This is a genomic window from Hansschlegelia quercus (assembly GCF_004310425.1).
Lineage (GTDB): Bacteria > Pseudomonadota > Alphaproteobacteria > Rhizobiales > Methylopilaceae > Methylopila > Methylopila quercus.
The window spans coordinates 1-16,879 of sequence record NZ_SIUB01000012.1; the positions used below are offsets into that span (position 1 = coordinate 1).

13 protein-coding genes and 2 tRNA genes are annotated in these 16,879 nt (G+C 63.9%); 10 read left to right on the top strand and 5 right to left on the bottom strand.

The features are described 5' to 3' along the window. The first annotated feature begins 715 nt into the window (after nt 1-715). From lon to EYR15_RS16530, 7 genes are all read left to right on the top strand, one after another. A complete protein-coding gene (gene lon / locus EYR15_RS16500; protein ID WP_131004680.1) occupies nt 716-3,142 on the top strand; it encodes an endopeptidase La in 2,427 nt (808 codons plus the stop codon). 203 nt (nt 3,143-3,345) lie between these two features. After that, nucleotides 3,346-3,621: an HU family DNA-binding protein gene (locus EYR15_RS16505; RefSeq protein ID WP_131004681.1), complete on the top strand. Its 276-nt coding sequence runs from the start codon at nt 3,346-3,348 to the stop codon at nt 3,619-3,621. 137 nt (nt 3,622-3,758) lie between these two features. Further along, a tRNA-Val gene (locus EYR15_RS16510) sits at nt 3,759-3,834 on the top strand. Nucleotides 3,835-4,013: 179 nt separating this feature from the next. After that, nucleotides 4,014-4,090 (top strand) — tRNA-Asp (locus EYR15_RS16515). 331 nt (nt 4,091-4,421) lie between these two features. Further along, nucleotides 4,422-5,612: a DUF2252 family protein gene (locus EYR15_RS16520; protein ID WP_131004682.1), complete on the top strand. Its 1,191-nt coding sequence runs from the start codon at nt 4,422-4,424 to the stop codon at nt 5,610-5,612. 281 nt (nt 5,613-5,893) lie between these two features. After that, a complete protein-coding gene (locus EYR15_RS16525) occupies nt 5,894-6,220 on the top strand; it encodes a DUF2059 domain-containing protein (RefSeq protein ID WP_245498373.1) in 327 nt (108 codons plus the stop codon). Between the two features lie 177 nt (nt 6,221-6,397). Further along, nucleotides 6,398-6,592, top strand: a complete 195-nt coding sequence (locus EYR15_RS16530) for a hypothetical protein (protein ID WP_131004683.1) — start codon at nt 6,398-6,400, stop codon at nt 6,590-6,592. 154 nt (nt 6,593-6,746) lie between these two features. Here EYR15_RS16530 and EYR15_RS16535 read toward each other — a convergent pair whose 3' ends face one another. From EYR15_RS16535 to EYR15_RS16545, 3 genes are all read right to left on the bottom strand, one after another. Then, nucleotides 6,747-7,190, bottom strand: coding sequence for a DUF3597 domain-containing protein (locus tag EYR15_RS16535; RefSeq protein ID WP_131004684.1), 444 nt, complete (start codon nt 7,188-7,190; stop codon nt 6,747-6,749). A gap of 335 nt (nt 7,191-7,525) precedes the next feature. Continuing rightward, on the bottom strand, nt 7,526-8,341 hold the full coding sequence (locus EYR15_RS16540) for an alpha/beta fold hydrolase (RefSeq protein WP_131004685.1): 816 nt from the start codon (nt 8,339-8,341) through the stop codon (nt 7,526-7,528). A 766-nt stretch (nt 8,342-9,107) separates the two neighbouring features. Further along, on the bottom strand, nt 9,108-10,172 hold the full coding sequence (locus tag EYR15_RS16545) for an ATP synthase subunit B family protein (RefSeq protein ID WP_131004686.1): 1,065 nt from the start codon (nt 10,170-10,172) through the stop codon (nt 9,108-9,110). Between the two features lie 745 nt (nt 10,173-10,917). Between EYR15_RS16545 and EYR15_RS16550 the strand changes: the two genes are divergently transcribed. Both EYR15_RS16550 and EYR15_RS17035 read left to right on the top strand, forming a co-directional pair. Beyond that, nucleotides 10,918-13,542 (top strand): sensor domain-containing phosphodiesterase, encoded by a 2,625-nt coding sequence (locus EYR15_RS16550; protein ID WP_131004687.1) that lies wholly within the window; start codon nt 10,918-10,920, stop codon nt 13,540-13,542. Between the two features lie 197 nt (nt 13,543-13,739). Further along, a complete protein-coding gene (locus tag EYR15_RS17035; RefSeq protein ID WP_165455534.1) occupies nt 13,740-13,877 on the top strand; it encodes a hypothetical protein in 138 nt (45 codons plus the stop codon). A 250-nt stretch (nt 13,878-14,127) separates the two neighbouring features. On the opposite strand, the gene EYR15_RS17040 is transcribed toward EYR15_RS17035, so the two are convergent. Further along, a complete protein-coding gene (locus EYR15_RS17040) occupies nt 14,128-14,274 on the bottom strand; it encodes a hypothetical protein (protein ID WP_165455535.1) in 147 nt (48 codons plus the stop codon). Nucleotides 14,275-14,566: 292 nt separating this feature from the next. Between EYR15_RS17040 and EYR15_RS16555 the strand changes: the two genes are divergently transcribed. After that, a complete protein-coding gene (locus EYR15_RS16555; protein ID WP_131004688.1) occupies nt 14,567-16,354 on the top strand; it encodes a thiamine pyrophosphate-requiring protein in 1,788 nt (595 codons plus the stop codon). On the opposite strand, the gene EYR15_RS16560 is transcribed toward EYR15_RS16555, so the two are convergent. Beyond that, entirely contained in the window at nt 16,351-16,842 is a 492-nt protein-coding gene (locus EYR15_RS16560) for a hypothetical protein (RefSeq protein ID WP_131004689.1), read from the bottom strand. The two genes, EYR15_RS16555 and EYR15_RS16560, sit on opposite strands and share 4 nt — an antisense overlap. Between the last annotated feature and the right edge of the window lie 37 nt (nt 16,843-16,879).

Below are 16,879 nucleotides of genomic sequence, written 5' to 3' on the forward strand. Positions count from 1 at the left end.
GATCGTGTGGCGGCGAGGGTTTCGAACGCCGGCTCCAAAGGCCGGAGGACGAAGTCTTCGCCCGAGGCCGAGCCTCAACGGGTTGGGCCGGGAAAGCCGCGAGGTCCCGGAGTCGTCTGCGGAGTTCGCAAAAATGCCGTGCGTGGAGCGCCGGGCGACCGGCAACTGAACTACCCCCTGACGGTGGCCCGGCGCTCCCGCGCTTCCCATCAGACTTCGCTGTTTGATCAGAGCTGGACGAGTTTCTTCCGGGCCGCCGGAGGATGTCGCACATCCATATCCATCGCTCCGCCGTCATACCGAGATCCATAAACGCGACGGCGCTGGCACGAGCGGGACGTGCGTTGCGGCTCATCCTCGTCCCCCAGCGGCGACTGATTCCAGAACAAGCGCGGCACGTCGAGGGCGCCGTCTGACGCACAGCGCCGGTCCGCTGGACATCCACGCCGCCTCCCTTTGATCGCATCCGCGCAGCCGCTTTCGCCGCGCCGCACACGACGCCGCCTTTCGCGTTCTTGACACCCCCCACGGGCGTGGCCACCTAATCCATCGAAACGTCGCCGCTGTTCTTTGAGTCTCAAAGGCTGCGGGCGACGCGCCCCCCTCGGGCGGCCGATCGCGAGGCCTCTGACAGGCTCGCGGGGAGCGCCGCGCCGGCATAAGCGGTCCAAGCGTCTTCCTCCCGAGACGCCGGCCGTTGAAAGGACAGAACGCCATGACCGCAAAATCGCGCGCGCCCGGCAAATCGGGCGGGGTCGCCGTCCATCCCGTGCTGCCGCTTCGGGACATCGTGGTGTTCCCGCACATGATCGTGCCGCTCTTCGTCGGCCGCGAGAAGTCGATCCGCGCGCTCGAAGAGGTCATGAAAGCCGACCGGCCGATTCTGCTCGCGACGCAGAAGAACGCGACCGACGACGAGCCCGCGACCGACGCGATCTATGAGCTCGGCACGCTCGCGACCGTGCTCCAGCTGCTGAAGCTGCCGGACGGCACTGTGAAGGTGCTGGTCGAAGGGCAGTCGCGCGGCCGCGTCCTCGGCTACACCGACAGGACCGAGTTCTTCGAGGCCGAGGTCGAGCCCGTCGAGGACGTGATCGAGAAGCCCGTCGAGGTTGAGGCGCTGGCGCGCTCGGTCACGTCGGACTTCGAGAACTACGTCAAGCTGAACAAGAAGGTTTCGCCCGAGGTGGTCAGCGCCGTCGCGCAGATCGAGGACGCCTCGAAGCTCGCCGACACCGTCGCCTCGCATCTCGCGGTCAAGATCCCGGAGAAGCAGAGCGTCCTCGAGCTCGTCGACGTCATGGCGCGCCTGGAGAAGGTGCTGGCCCTGATGGAGGGCGAGGTCTCGGTCCTTCAGGTCGAAAAGCGCATCCGCACGCGCGTCAAGCGCCAGATGGAGAAGACCCAGCGCGAGTACTACCTCAACGAGCAGATGAAGGCGATCCAGCGCGAGCTGGGCGACGATGACGGCCGCGACGATCTGGCTGAGCTCGAGGAGCGCATCGCCAAGACCAAGCTGTCGAAGGAAGCCCGCGAAAAGGCCGACGCCGAGTTCAAGAAGCTGAGGCAGATGAGCCCGATGTCGGCGGAAGCCACCGTCGTGCGCAACTATCTCGACTGGCTGCTGTCGATCCCGTGGGGCGTCAAGTCCAAGGTCAAGAAGGATCTGGCGGCCGCCGAGCGCGTGCTCGAATCCGATCACTTCGGGCTTGAGAAGGTGAAGGAGCGGATCGTCGAGTACCTCGCCGTGCAGAGCCGCGCGAACAAGCTGACCGGGCCGATCCTGTGCCTCGTCGGGCCTCCCGGCGTGGGCAAGACCTCGCTCGCGAAGTCGATCGCCAAGGCCACGGGCCGTGAATATGTCCGCATGTCGCTCGGCGGCGTGCGCGACGAGGCGGAGATCCGCGGTCATCGCCGCACTTACATCGGCTCGATGCCCGGCAAGGTCATCCAATCGATGAAGAAGGCGAAGAAGGCGAATCCGCTCTTCCTGCTCGACGAGATCGACAAGATGGGCATGGACTTCCGGGGCGACCCCGCGTCCGCGCTGCTGGAGGTGCTCGACCCGGAGCAGAACTCCTCGTTCAACGATCATTACCTCGAGGTCGACTATGACCTGTCGAGCGTGATGTTCGTGACGACCGCGAACACTCTGAATATCCCCGGCCCGCTGATGGACCGGATGGAGATCATCCGTATCGCCGGCTACACCGAGGAGGAAAAGCTCGAGATCGCTGGCAGGCACCTGCTGCCCGAGGTGATCAAGAAGCACGGCCTGTCCGACAAGGAGTTCTCAGTCGAGCCGGCGGCGCTGCTGCAGGTCATCCGCCGCTACACGCGGGAGGCCGGCGTCCGCAACCTCGAGCGCGAGCTCGCCAATCTGGCGCGCAAGGCGGTCAAGGAGCTGATGCTCGCCAAGCGCAAGAAGAGCGTGAAGGTGACCGAGGCCAAGGTCGAGGAGTATCTCGGCGTGCCGCGCTATCGCTACGGCGAGGCAGAGGCCGAGGACCAAGTCGGGGTCGTCACCGGGCTCGCTTGGACCGAGGTCGGCGGCGAGCTGCTGACGATCGAAGGCGTCATGATGCCCGGCAAGGGTCGCATGACGGTGACGGGCAACCTGAAGGACGTGATGAAGGAGTCGATCTCCGCCGCTGCGTCCTACGTGCGCTCCCGCGCCATCGACTTCGGCGTGGAGCCGCCTTTGTTCGACCGGCGCGACATCCACGTTCACGTTCCGGAGGGGGCGACCCCGAAGGACGGCCCATCGGCCGGCGTAGCGATGGCGACGGCGATCGTGTCGATCATGACCGGCATCCCTGTCCGCAAGGACATCGCGATGACGGGCGAGATCACGCTGCGCGGCCGCGTGCTGCCGATCGGCGGCTTGAAGGAGAAGCTGCTCGCCGCCTTACGCGGCGGCATCAAGACGGTGCTGATTCCTGAGGAGAACGCCAAGGATCTGGCGGACATCCCGGCCAGCGTGAAGAACAAGCTCGAGATCATCCCGGTGCGGGTGGTCGACGAGGTGCTCGCCAAGGCCCTGACCAGAGCGCCGGAGCCGATCGAGTGGGAGGAGCCGCAGGTCGCCGCTCCTGTCCCGGTCGGGATCGACGAGGACGGCGCGGCGATCCGCGCGCACTGATCGAATCGGCATAGCCTGACTTGGAGGCCCGGGACCACCGTCCCGGGCCTCCTTGCGTTACCTCCCGAGGCGTAAAAAGGCTCAAAACTGAGAGATTTCTAGGTTTACCGCACTTGCGTGCACGGCGATTTCGATAAAGGGTGCGCCCCTTATTCGAGGGGGCTCGCCGCGACGCGGGTCCGATCGCGCTCATGGAGATAATGATGAACAAGTCCGATCTGATCGCGGAAGTCGCGGAGACGTCGGGTCTCACCAAGCTCGACGCAGCCAAGGCCGTCGACGCCACCTTCGACGCGGTGATCTCGGCGCTGAAGAAGGGCGAGGAAGTCCGTCTTGTCGGCTTCGGCACCTTCGCGGTCGTGAAGCGCGCCGCCGGCGTCGGCCGCAACCTGCGCACGGGCGAAACCATCAAGATCCCGGCGTCCAAGACGCCGAAGTTCAAGGCCGGCCAGGCCCTCAAGGACGCCGTCAACGTCTGACGCGACAAGCCCGGCGTTCGCCCTAAGGATAGGGCCGCTGGGCCGCGCCGGCCCGCCCGGGTGATAGCCCCGGGCCGGCAGGGGAGCGCCGATGGCGCTCCCTGAACTTCAGCGGTCTCGATCGAGTCCGCGCTCCCGGGCGGTTAGCTCAGTTGGTAGAGCATCTCGTTTACACCGAGAGGGTCGGCGGTTCGAGCCCGTCACCGCCCACCAGAGTCTCTGAAAATCCAGGCTCTTGGCTCTTGCTGATCCACAGCCCGGCGCGCCGCGGGAGGCGCGGCGTGACGTCTTTATGCAACGCGGCGATCTTCCCCGGCCGAGGCTGGCCGGCGCGCTTGACAGCCCCCGCCGGCTCCCGTACCAACCCCGAACTTCGTCGGGCCAGCCCGATTGGGGGTGTAGCTCAGTCGGTTAGAGCGCCGGCCTGTCACGCCGGAGGCCGCGGGTTCGAGTCCCGTCACTCCCGCCAAGATTCTCTAGGGGTTGGACAGAACCCTTAGAAGCCGAAAGCCTCAGGCCGACCGGCGAGTTGATACGTCTCCCTCTTCTTTACCCGTCGCGCCGTTTGCCCGGTCTGCCTTGCGCCAAGGCGTAGAGGAGGGCCGCGAGCGCACTCTTCGACGCCTCATCAGCGACGCCGGCAAAACGCTTGATCTCCGGGGACTAGAAGGCTTGGCCATGCCCCCGATGGTGTGGAAGACAGCTAAGAAGCTGTGCCCTTGAACTATTCGACCTCCTCCGGAACTAACATTGCCGTCCCAACGCTGTCTGATCACGCTCCTGTGATTGAGTAACAGCCTATGCCTTCTACCGCCGAACGTAGCCGCCTGCTGGAGCAGGCACGCAGGTTCAAAATGGCGCGGTCCGCACATGCTTATGTCCGAGGAAACACCCTCAAATTCTATGAGTGGTTGGCCGCTTCTCCCTTGGCTGCTGAGGTGCCGGAAGGCCCCTCAGTCTGGATCTGCGGTGATTGCCATCTCGGCAATCTGGGCCCTCTCGCCGACGGCAAGGGCGGGCTGGAGATCCAGATCCGCGACCTCGACCAAACGGTGATCGGGAACCCCGCGCTCGACATCATCCGCCTCGGTCTGTCGCTCGCGAGCGCCACCCGGGGGTCGGATCTGCCGGGCGTCGTTACCGCGCAGATGATGGAGCAGGTCGTCGAAGGCTACGAAGCCGCGCTGCTCGATCCAGCGGCGGAGATTGAAGAAGCCGGACCGGAACCTGACGTCGTCAGGACAGTGCGTCGTCGAGCGCTCGGCCGGCGTTGGCACCACCTTGCCCGCGAGCGTCTCGAAGGCGCCGATCCGCGAATCCCGATCGGGAAGAAGTTCTGGGAGCTAGGAGAAGACGAACGCCAGAAATTGGCGGAAGCGCTTGCGAACCCCGTCATAGCGCGGACGGTCCTGTCGCTGCCGACCAATGAGTTCAAGGCGCGACTTGTCGACGCCGCTTACTGGATGAAGGGCTGCAGCTCCCTTGGCCTTCTGCGATATGCCGCAATCATCGGCGTGCGGCGCAAGGGCAAGCGAGAGCGCTTCGCCCTCATCGACATAAAAGAGGCGGCCGAGCCGGCGGCGCCGTCGACCGACAGGGCTTCCATGCCGACCGATGATGCTGAGAGGGTCGTTGCGGGCGCTCGCGCATTGTCGCCACACCTCGGTGAGCGGATGGCGGCGACAACGCTTGATGGACGCTCCATCTTCATTCGAGAACTCCATCCTCAAGATCTGAAGCTGGAGGTTGAGCAATTCAGCCGGTCGGAAGCGCTCCGCTCCGCTCGGTATCTCGCATGGGTCGTCGGTCGGGCCCATGCTCGGCAGATGGCCTCGGAAGACCGAAAGGCCTGGCGGGGTGCGTTGGCGGCGCAGCGAAAGAGCGACCTCGATGCTCCGCTGTGGCTCTGGCGAAGCGTGGTCGAGCTCTCCGGCTCGCATGAGGTCGCCTATCTTCAGCACTGCCGTGATTATGCGATGGCAGAAGCTTAGCGCCCGCGCAGGCGCCCGAACTTCTCGCCTCGGCGGTTTTCCGCGCCTGGCAGATCGCCGATAATCAGCGGGCGTGAAGGTCTCGAACAGGGCACTTCACTGTATGGATGGAGTTGCCTGGCATGCGTCTTGGCTTTGTCGTAACGGCCTTAAGCCTGCTCGTCGCGCCCGCGGCATACGCTCAGCAACCAGCGGATCCAGCCGCTTTGGAGGCTGCAAAAGCGGTTGTCGCGAAGATGCAGGGCGATAGGACTGCGTTGTTCGCATCCATGGCGGACCCCATGGTCGGTTACGTTCAGCAAGCCGGCGTGCCTGACCGCGAGAAGGCGAACGCCGTCGTGCGGGAAGTCGTGCTTCCGCTGATGAGCGATCACTACGACGAGCTGTTGGCAATTACGGCGCAGTCGTTCGCCCAGGCGCTTAACCCGGCCGATCTCCATGCGATCTCGGCCTTCTACGATACGCCGGCCGGCCGGGCGCTCTTAAAGGCCCAACCCCAGCTGGCGCAGGCTCAGGTGAACGGCATCTCGCAATGGATGGCGCGCCTTGCGCCTGAGCTGCAGGCGAAGGTGGCGGCGACCGCCAAAGCCCATGGGTGGACGAAGTAGCCTCTACGGACGCGATAGCCGCGTCATCGACGTCGCGTCCTAGGATTTATGGATCGCGATGCGCTTTGCGCAGAGAGAGACCAAGCTCCAAGGCATCTGCCTTAGGAACTAAGACCAGCGTCTGTCGGTTGAATTCGGCATAAGCGAGTTGCGTCACCTGCCTTCCGGAGGAAGACGATGAGCAAACTGTCCCTTGCAGTTGAGATCGCCGACGTGGTCGTGGGCTCAAAAGGCCCGCTGGACGTGCAATCGGCGGCGACCGAGCTTCACAAGGCCTTTCCGGAGGCCTCGGTGACGCAAGAAGAGATCGCGCAGACGCTCACTTCCGAAAGTGAAGCTGTCGGTCTTCCAACAGTTGAAACTACCGCCTAACAGCAACGCGATCGCAGACAAAGGCCGTCAGCGCGGTTTTGGTCGCTCTCGCTCCATGTGGCGGGGGCGTTGAACCCTCCGGGGCTCGATGACCGCTTCAGAGCGTTGAGGCGAGCATCGGCCCGCCTCAACGCAAAACCGGGGCCTAGGGAGCCTATGCGAGGTCGGCGGGCACCTTGCCGCCATTCGCCTTGAGTTTCGCGATGACCTGCTTGTGGAGCCATACGTTCAAGGCGGCGCTGTCGGACTTGTCGCCGGAGTATCCGAGTTCCTCAGCGAGCTCGTGCCGCTTGGAGAGACTGCTGTCGAGGCCGAGCGCCTTCATGAGGTCGACGATCGAGTGGCGCCAATCGAGCTTCTGACCGCTTTTGGCGACAGCTCCGTCGAGCACCGCAGCGACATCGACCTCGCTGGAGGAAGATTGCGGAGACGCGCTCGAGGTGGCGGCTGGGCTGGCGGAGGGAGACGTGGTCGGAGCAGCGGTCCGGTCGGCCGATGGCGAGATTGTCGGTGCAGGCGTTGCAGGTGAAGTCTGAGCCTCACTCGCCTTCGCTTCCGATCCGAAGATGGCGTTCTTGATTGTCTCGAAGATACTCATGATTCGGCCTTCCTGGCTCTGATTGGTACGTGCCGAACTAGCGTTAGGAGATGCTGTGACCACCGGCTCCATGCAAAAACAGAGAGTTGGCGCCGTCGATCAGCACGAAACGTCCGCAATCGCTAAGCAGTGAAAATGCCCATGGCGCTCGTAGCGCATCGCTACCTATTGAGGGCCGGCATAAGCTGACCGGCAGACCGGTATCTGAGAACAAAACGGCCTAGGCCCGATTCGTTCTCATCGACAGACGCAGAACGCTTTCAGACGCCGAAACCTTAAGAAACAATGCTCGACGCGGTTTTAAGCGGAAGCCGCGTCGAGCCGTTCGGCGTTGATCAGCCGATGAACGCCATGAGGTCTCTGTTCAGTCGATCAGGCGCGGTGGCGAAGAGACCGTGGGGCTCGCCGTCATACTCGATGAGCTGTGCGCCTGCGATCCCGCGAGCGGCTGCGCGCCCCGTCGCATCGATCGGGATCGTTTTGTCGGAGGTCCCGTGGATGATGAGAGTCGGGACTGTGAAGGATGCTAGATCTCCCCGGAAGTCCGTCCGGCTGAAAGCGTCGACGCAGTCGATGGTCGCCTTTGGGCTCGCCATGAGCGCGAGAGTGAACGTCCAGTCCAGCAGCGCTTGGCTTACCGGCTGCGAGATGAGACCCACGCCATAGAACTGCTTGCCGAACGTCTGAAGGAAGTCAAAGCGGTCCTTCCGGATGTTTGCTCGGATTTCCTCGAAAACGCTTTCGTCGACACCGTCCGGATTGGAGCCGTCCTTGAGGACATAGGGAACCACGGAGCCGACAAGCACCGCCTTGGCAACCCGGGAGGCGCCGTACCGGGTGAGGTAGCGCGCGATTTCGCCGCCCCCCATCGAGAAGCCGACCAGGTTCGCCTGGGTAAGGTTCAGCTTGTCCAGCACGGCGGCGAGATCGTCGGCGAAGGTGTCGTAATCGTAGCTGCCGGCAGGATGACCGGATTGGCCGAAGCCTCGACGATCGTAGGTGATCACGCGATAGCCGGCTTCGAGCAGGGCCAGGGTCTGGTACTCGAACATGTCGCCAGTCAGCGGCCAGCCGTGGATGAGGACTACGGGTTTGCCGGTCCCGGCGTCCTTCACGTGCAGGTTCGTTCCGTCTTTGGCTTCAACAAACATGAGGTCTCCGTGACTCGCCGCGTGCGCAGCGAGCTGTGCGCGGTTCGGAAGGGCTGATTGCTCTCGAACGTCGCAGCCAGCGTTTTGTTCGCCGTGACCTTCTGATCCGTGCGGCAAGAAGCGAGCCTAATGCCCCAAGCTCACAATTCCGGCTCCATTGATCAGGCAGTGCGCGCGTGTGCTGTACGGATCCTTAAACCCTTTTTGGAAATTCTAGGAACTGCCCTGCCGGTCAGCCGTTGGCCCAATGGGAAGGTGGGCGACAATGGATGAGAGACAGACGCTGATTGTCGAAGAACTTGGCAGAGCGCTGCGGGATGTCATGCCGGCTGAGGGCGCTCACAAGCTTCCCTCCAGCCTCCACGATCTGCTCGGCAGACTGCGGGCGACCGACGACTCGCCGCAGTTTTCGGCTCAGACAAACAGTCTTCATAACGCCGGGTGACTAAGCGGCCGGTCGCAAAGGTCGAGCACGGACGGTCTGTGCCGATTCAGCTAGTCGATGGCTGGTGATGCAAGCCTCCGATGCCGAATCGCGCCCAATTGCAAAATGGCCGTCGTGTATGACGGCTCTTCCCTCATCGTCCATAGCCACAGATCCCTCAGCCGAGCGGGTTCTCAAGCGATCGGTGAGGCCGACCTTGCTTTACAAGATCGAGCCAACGGTGGCTGTCTTAATAAACGAGGTCCAGAAGCCACATCGTTGCACGGGATGCCGCCGCTCCTGTCGCGATGGCGGGAGCGGCGGTCAGCCAGGTCGGCGGCGTTACCTGTGGTAGGTAAGGCCCCGCCAGATCCGGCCTTCGTTGCGATGACGTCCGCCCCAGACCGCTCCGATAAACGCCGCCGCAGCAGCGATGAGAGCCGAGGCGGCGAGCAGGAACGCCGTCAGGATACTTGCCACTCTGGCCTTCTCGGCTGCTTCCTCGGCCTGAGCTTTGGCGTCGTCAAAACGCTTCTGAGCTTCGACCTTCAGGCGCTCGGCTTCCGCTTTGGCGTCGTCGACCTTCTTCTGAGCCTCGGCGCGGATCGCTTGCGACTTGTCCACGGCCTCCTTCACGCGCGCATCGGCTTCCTCCGCGCTCAAACCAGTTCGCGCCACCACCTGATCGCGAAGAAACACGCGATCTGAGTCAGAAATATTGCCGGTGCTGACCACGTTCGTAAGGATCGTGGCGATTTGCTTTTGCGCCGCAGCGGGATCCTGTGGCTGGCCGGGATTTTGGCCATTCGGCCGCGCCATCTGATCGACCAGATAGTCCACCGGATTTCCCTGCGCTCCCGCGGGAAGCATGTCTTTGAGCGAAGGCGCGGCGCTTGCTGCGCCTCCAACGGCTTGTCCAACGCCGCTGACAGCGCCTCCGAGAAGTTGCCCGGCCCCCTGAGCAAGACCACCTGCCGCCGAGCCAGTCGCCTGGACCGCCGTCTGGGCGGCGCTTCCTACCGTCCGCGCAGTGCCGCCGATAAGGGACGCAGCAAAGCTTCCCGCGACGAGCATGCCGAGACCCCAAACGACGAGGCCATGGAGCCCGTCCCGTGCTGTGGTTTCGTCACGAGTGGCGTCGGCGACGCCGCGCCGCATGCGGCCGGCCACGTAGCCGCCCAGCATGTAAACAGCGACAATGGAGATGGCGACGAAGAGCGCCGTGATTATCAGTCCGAAGGTGCTAATCCCGCCGTCTTTTCCGACGGAGACCGATCCCAGTCCAAGGGCGCTCGCGAAGGTCGTGAAAACGAGCGATACGCCCGCCGCCACGACTGCTCCCGCGAAAATCGCGCCCCAGTCGACGTACCCAGCCTCGCTGGATGTTGCCGGCGTGCCCTCGTTCATCAGCGGAGCCCCAAAAGCGACAGGATGAAGAGAACGACGACCACCAAACCTACGAGATAGATAATTGAATTCATGGGACCCTCCTGAGAGTAGGCGCGGCTGGCTCGCGCAACGAAAACCGCCTTAGTCGACTAGCCTCGCGCTTTGCGGGGCGCGAGACGCAAGGGAATAAGCCTCCGCGCTTATGATCGTTCCAAGCGTCTGCGCTTAGAGGAACAGCTGCGAGCTGGTCACCATGAGGAAGACCTCGCGGTTCTGCGGGCATTTCGTAGGCGGACGACCAACAAGAGCTAGAGGATGGGCGTCGTGAGATCCGACTCTGTGCGATGAGGCCGGGAGGGAACGGCGGGAGCGTTTCCCCGTTCGATGGCCATGAGCGATGAAACTGAAGCCGCGCTGGAGGAGCTTCGAAGAGACATCCGGCTTGCGGCTACGCGGGTGATGGAGCTGGCGCTCCATCAGGCCTTGCTCAGCCGGCTCGGGAAGGCGTCGGGAGCAACCGACCAAAAGCTTCTCGTGATGGAGGAGGAACTGGTCAGACTACGGGCGTCTCGCGATCTGCTACTGTTTCGCATGCGGAAAGAAGGAGACGCGGAGTCGTAAGTCGCTCCGAGAAGCAGCGCGCGAGCAACGCTGGAATGCGCCCCAAGCGTTCATTTTGCAGCAGTTGAAGCACCGTGGAGACGCTATTTTAACTTGTAACGCTCATTATACGCAGGGGAGAGTTGCAAGCGGGCTTGTGGGAATGTCGTCCGATTTCTCCGAGATGAACGCACGCTCGCCCGTTCCGGATGACGACCAGCGGAGGTCGCTGGACGCCGTCTGCCGCCTTGCGGCCGAGCTTTTCAACGTACCCTTTGCGTTCGTTTCTCAGCTCGAAGCGGAGTGTCAGTGGTTTATCGGAAGGAAGGGCCTCGAGCTCTCCTCCACCCCCCGAGATATTGCGTTCTGCTCCCTGACATCGCTGAACTCCCCGCACGAGCCTCTCGTCGTGCTCGATACCCAAGTCGATCCGCGGTTTTCGTCGAGCCCTCTCGTTTGGGGCGAACCATTCCTCCGGTTTTACGCCGGGGTTCCGATTGCCCTCGGCGATGAGCCGAACCGGGCGACCATGTGCATCGCGGACACCTCGCCGCGTAAAAGCTTCGGCGCCGAGGAGAGACGCTCGCTTCTAGACATCGCGGTGTTCGTCGAGTCGGCGCTACGGGTGCGCCTCGCCGGGAGCGAAGCCGAGCGCGCTCAGAAAAAGGCGCTTTCCGCGTACGAGGACCTGCAGGCGGAAGTGGCTCGGCGTTCCCTTGCCGAGGATACGTTGCGGCTGACGCTCGATCACATGGACCAGGGCCTCGTCATGCTCGACCACGAGAACGTGGTGCGCATATCGAATCGCCGCGCTCAGATTCTGCTCGATCTCCCGGACGAGCTGCTGCGGCTTGGAACGCCCTACGAAGAGCTTCATCGAGCCCTTGTCGAACGGGGCGCTCCCGAAGATCTTGCACGAGAGGAAGGCGCAAGCTCCGCCGCGGATCGTCTTAAGGCGCTTCGGCCCAGAATGACTTGGACGCGCGCCGGGGGGCCCGACCTCGACGTTCGCAACACGCCTCTACCAGATGGCGGGCGTGTCCTGACGTTCACGGACGTCAGCGAGCAGCGCGCCGCCGAGAAGGGCGTTCAGGAAAGCGAAAAACAGCTGCGCCTCATCGCCGAGAACGCCAACGACGTCATCGTCCTCGGCGACCTCAATATGCAGCGTCTGTATGTCTCGCCTTCCGTTCGCACGGTGCTGGGATACGAGCCCGAAGAAATCATCGGGACCCGGCCGCAGGATCTGGCGCATCCGGAGGACATTCCTCTGTTCCAGGAACTCTGGTCGAGGGTCTTCAACGGCAAGGGCGCCCGAGTGGTCGAGGTCGTGCGCCACCGGCACAAGGCGGGCCATTACGTTTGGGTCGAGGCGTCCGTCCGGCTGGCGCGCGATCCAAAGAGCGACGCGTTCGTGGGCTATGTGGCTGCGCTTCGGGACGTGACCGACCGACGAAACGCCGAGGAAAAAATCCGCCACATGGCGCTTCACGATCCTCTGACCGAATTGCCCAACCGGACGTTGTTTCGCGATCGGCTCCGCAATGCGTTGGCTCATGCCGCGCGATCCGCGGATGGGGTCGCGGTCCTGGCCTGCGACGTCGACAGGTTCAAGGCTGTGAACGACAGCTTTGGGCATATGGCCGGGGATACTCTTCTTCGCATAGTCGCCGACCGAATGAGCGCCGTCCTTAGACCCTACGACACGCTGGCGCGCCTGGGAGGCGACGAGTTCGTCGTCGTGTTGGGTTACCTGAACGAATACGAAAGCGCGGCTGGTTTCGCAGAGCGGCTGATCGCAGCTGTCAGCGAGCCCGTCCATATCGACGGCCATATGGTCGAGGTCGGTCTCAGCGTGGGGATCACCATCTCGACCAACCAGGCTGATGATGTCGACGAGGTCTTCAAACGGGCGGACATGGCCCTCTACGAGGCGAAAGCGGCTGGTCGAGGCGCGTACCGCTCGTACAACGCCGATACCGGGGCGCGGATAGCCGCGCGTAGTCAGCTTGGCCTGGATATGAAGGAGGCCGTACGCCGGGGCGACTACCGCCTCGTCTACCAGCCCGTCATCGATTTGAAGACCGGTTTGGTGGTGTCCTGCGAAGCCCTGATGCGTTGGTCGCACCCGACGAGAGGCGAGGTGTCTCCGGCTGAGTTCATCCCGCTGGCGGAAGAGACAGGCCTGATCGTCCCGCTCGGCACGTGGGCTCTCCGTGAGGCTTGTCGAGAGGCTCGGAACTGGCCCGAGGGAGTGAAGGTCGCGGTGAATGTCTCCGGCGTTCAACTGAGGCGGGGCGGGGTTGAAGCGGCGGTCCTCGAGGCATTGACGTTGAGCGGCCTTCCGCCTCAGCGTCTGAAGCTAGAGGTGACCGAAAGCGTACTGTTGGATGATGGGGAGGCTATTTTGGAGAGCCTGCATCGCCTCCGTCAGCGAGGCGTGGCGGTTGCTCTAGACGACTTCGGCACAGGTTACTCGAGCCTGAGCTACCTTCGCAGATTTCCCTTCGACAAGATCAAGCTGGACCGCGCGTTCATCAAGGACATCGCCGATCCAGACGCTGCCGCGATCGTCCGCGCCGTCGTCGGCATCGGCGAAAGGCTGGGTATGGGGATCGTCGCTGAAGGGGTCGAGACGGCCGAACAGCTGGAACTCGTACGTCAGGAGGGCTGTCAGCAAGTCCAAGGCTTCTTTTTCAGCCGCCCGCTGCCGCCAAAGGACATGCAGTCGTACCTTAACGCCGCTTATCGAAGCCGAGGGCGGCCGTCAGTCGTCGCAGCGGAATGACGCTCGTGCTCAATCTCCTGACATGCGCGACCTAACCTCATGCTGCGCCAAGACACGGCGCCGTTCATCGTAGGTTTACCATCTATTAACCATGATACGGCTACCTGCGCCGGAGAGGTAGCGAGATGCCATACCGAATTGCCTGGGGTCCAAGCGACGGAAGTGTCGTCGTCGTCACGGAGACGGCGACAGAGGCCGTGCAGATCATCCGTGATCATCAGGATCAGCCAAAACAATCCGCCATCGAGATCGCGACGCTTGAAGGCGAAACTCTGTACGAAGCCGATCTTCTAGAACGGGCCGCCGCGGAAGGGCATAGGGCTTTGGCGAGTTGACGCCTTCGGCCCGCCACGCCGGAGGCCGCTGGTAGGAGTTCTGTCACTCCCTCCAAGAAGTTCTGTGAGCGGGGCATAGCCCTCTGAAGCCCAGCCTCCGGTCGGGTCGGCTGAGACTTCCTTTCTCACGACTGCAGCTTCGTCCGTTCGATGTAACGCCGTTCGGCACGATCGTGACTGGCGCACCTTCAGGCATCGGGGAACCCCGCGGGATCGTGGGCCGGCGAGGGCGACGCGCGACGGCTCCCGACTAGATCAACGTCGTCTCCGTTTCCGCGAGCGATGTGTTCAGCGCATCCAAGCTCGCGTGGATGTCTTCCATGTATCGCTCGGCGTGGAAGGTCGGCAAGCCTTCCCGCTTCAGTTGAGCGATCAGCTTGAGCTGCCTCGAGACCATCAGGGTCGCTCTGTCGACCCGGCGCCTGATCGTTCTTTCGTGGCGCTCATAGACCTTCAACCATATCTCCCCGCGCGAGCCGCGCCTCGGCGGCCGTTGATGCGCTTGTTTGGCTGGTGGCTCATTGAGGAAAGGTGAGGAAAATCAATCGAACCCCCTGCGATCGGTCAGAAACGACGCGCCGCCGTGCTCGATGGTCGCAGCGGCGGCCGCTCCCTAAAAGGAACCGGCGCACGCGCTTCGATGTTGCTTGAGGACACCCGGCGACCCCCCGACATAGGAGACTGGCGTCATGGCCATCACAGTCGGCGACTACTTCTGGCAGAGGCTCAAGGCCTGGGGGGTGACGCGGGTCTTCGGCTATCCCGGCGACGGCATCAACGGCCTGCTCGGCGCGCTCAACAGACGAGACGGCGACATCGAGTTCGTGCAGGTCCGCCACGAGGAGATGGCGGCCTTCATGGCCTCTGCTCACGCCAAGTTCACGGGCGAACTCGGCGTCTGTCTCGCCACTTCGGGCCCCGGCGCGTCGCACCTCATCACCGGCCTTTACGACGCCCGGCTCGATCACATGCCGGTGCTGGCGATATCGGGCCAGCAGGCGCGCACCGCGATCGGCGCGCACTACCAGCAGGAGCTCGACCTCAAGTCGATGTTCAAGGACGTCGCCGGCGCGTTCTGCGAGCAGGCGATGGTTCCGGGCCAGGTGCGCCATCTGATCGACCGCGCCTGCCGGATCGCGATCGGCGAACGACGCGTGACCGCGCTGATCTTCCCGAACGATCTGCAGGAAGCGGCTTACGAGGAGCCGCCGCGCGCCCATGGGGCGGTGCAGTCAGGGGTCGGTTATTCTCGGCCGAAGGTGGTTCCCTTCGATCATGACCTCCGCCGCGCCGCCGACGTGCTGAACGCCGGGGAGAAGGTGGCGATCCTCGTCGGCGCCGGCGCGATGCACGCCGCCGACGAGGTGATCGAGATCGCCGACCTGCTCGGCGCCGGCGTCGCCAAGGCGCTGCTCGGTAAGGCGGCGCTGCCGGACGACCTGCCTTACGTCACCGGCTCGATCGGCCTGCTGGGAACGTCCGCGAGCGCGGGCCTCATGGAAGGTTGCGACACGCTGCTGATGGTCGGCACCGGATTTCCCTATTCAGAGTTCTTGCCCGAGCCCGGCAAGGCCCGCGCCGTGCAGATAGACCTCGAGCCCGGCATGCTGTCGCTACGCTACCCGGTGGAGGTTCCCCTGGTCGGCGACGCAGTCGAGACGCTACGGGCGCTGATCCCTTTGATCGCGCGCAAGCAGGATCGCTCCTGGCGCGAAACGGTCGAGGAGAGCGTCACGCAGTCATGGAAGACGCTTGAGAAACGCGCGCTGGCGCCGGCTGATCCGGTCAACCCGCAGCGCGTGTTCTGGGAGCTCAGCCCGCGCCTGCCGGACGGCGCGGTCCTGACCTCCGACAGCGGGTCTTGCGCCAACTGGTACGCTCGCGACCTCAAGATCCGCCGCGGCATGATGGCGTCGCTGTCAGGCGGCCTCGCCTCGATGGGGGCTGCCGTGCCTTACGCGATTGCCGCCAAATTCGCCTATCCCGAGCGGCCGGTGATCGCGATGGTCGGTGACGGCGCGATGCAGATGAACAACATGGCGGAGCTCATCACCGTCCAGAAATATTGGCGGGATTGGGCGACGCCGAACTTCGTCGTGATGGTGCTCAACAACCAGGACCTCAACCAAGTCACTTGGGAGCAGCGGGTGATGGAGGGCGATCCGAAATTCGAGGCGACCCAGGTCCTGCCGGACGTGCCCTATCACCGCTTCGCCGAGCTCATCGGGTTGAAAGGCCTCTATGTCGACGACCCCGAGGAGCTCGGCGCCGCCTGGGATGCTGCTTTGAAAGCCGACCGGCCAGTGGTGCTGGAAGTGCGCACGGATCCGGATACGCCGCCGATGCCGCCGCATCTCACGTTGAAGCAGATCCGCGCGTTCATGACGTCCTGGCCGCGCGACCCGAACGCCGGCCGCGTCCTCAAGCAGACCGCCCGCCAAGCGCTCGCGTCGATGCTGCCAGGGTCAGGGGACTAGGGTTGAGTTCGGGCGCCGACGCGTCCGGTGAGCTTGAGCCATCGTCGATAGCGCGAAGCCCTAGGCGCCGGCAGACCCGCTTCACGGCAGCGTTTGACGGTTTCGCGATGGGCGGCGGCGATCGCGCCGAACGCGAGGGGCTGGACCGATAGCATCGCGTCGGCGACGGCCTCCAGAATATCCCGGCGCAGCGCGCCTTCCGCCAAAGGCAATCGGCCGGTCCCGGCCTCCCAACGCGTGATGCTGGCAAGCTGCCGGGCGCTCGGCGGCTTCGGCGCGGCGGGAGCGTCGGCGCCGCTCGCGCGGTCCCAGCCGTTCAGCCAACGCCGCATTTCGGCCCGGTGCGCCAACTCGCTTGGAACCGCCCGAGGATCGCCGGCCGCTTCCGCCGCCGCCCCGGAGGCTGACTGTGCCATGAGATACGCACGCAGTCGCCGCGCCCGCCAGGCCGGCACCGAAGCGCCGAAATTATTCTCCGGACCGCTCATCCCTTTGACCGCAATCCTCGTAAATCGGCACGGCGAT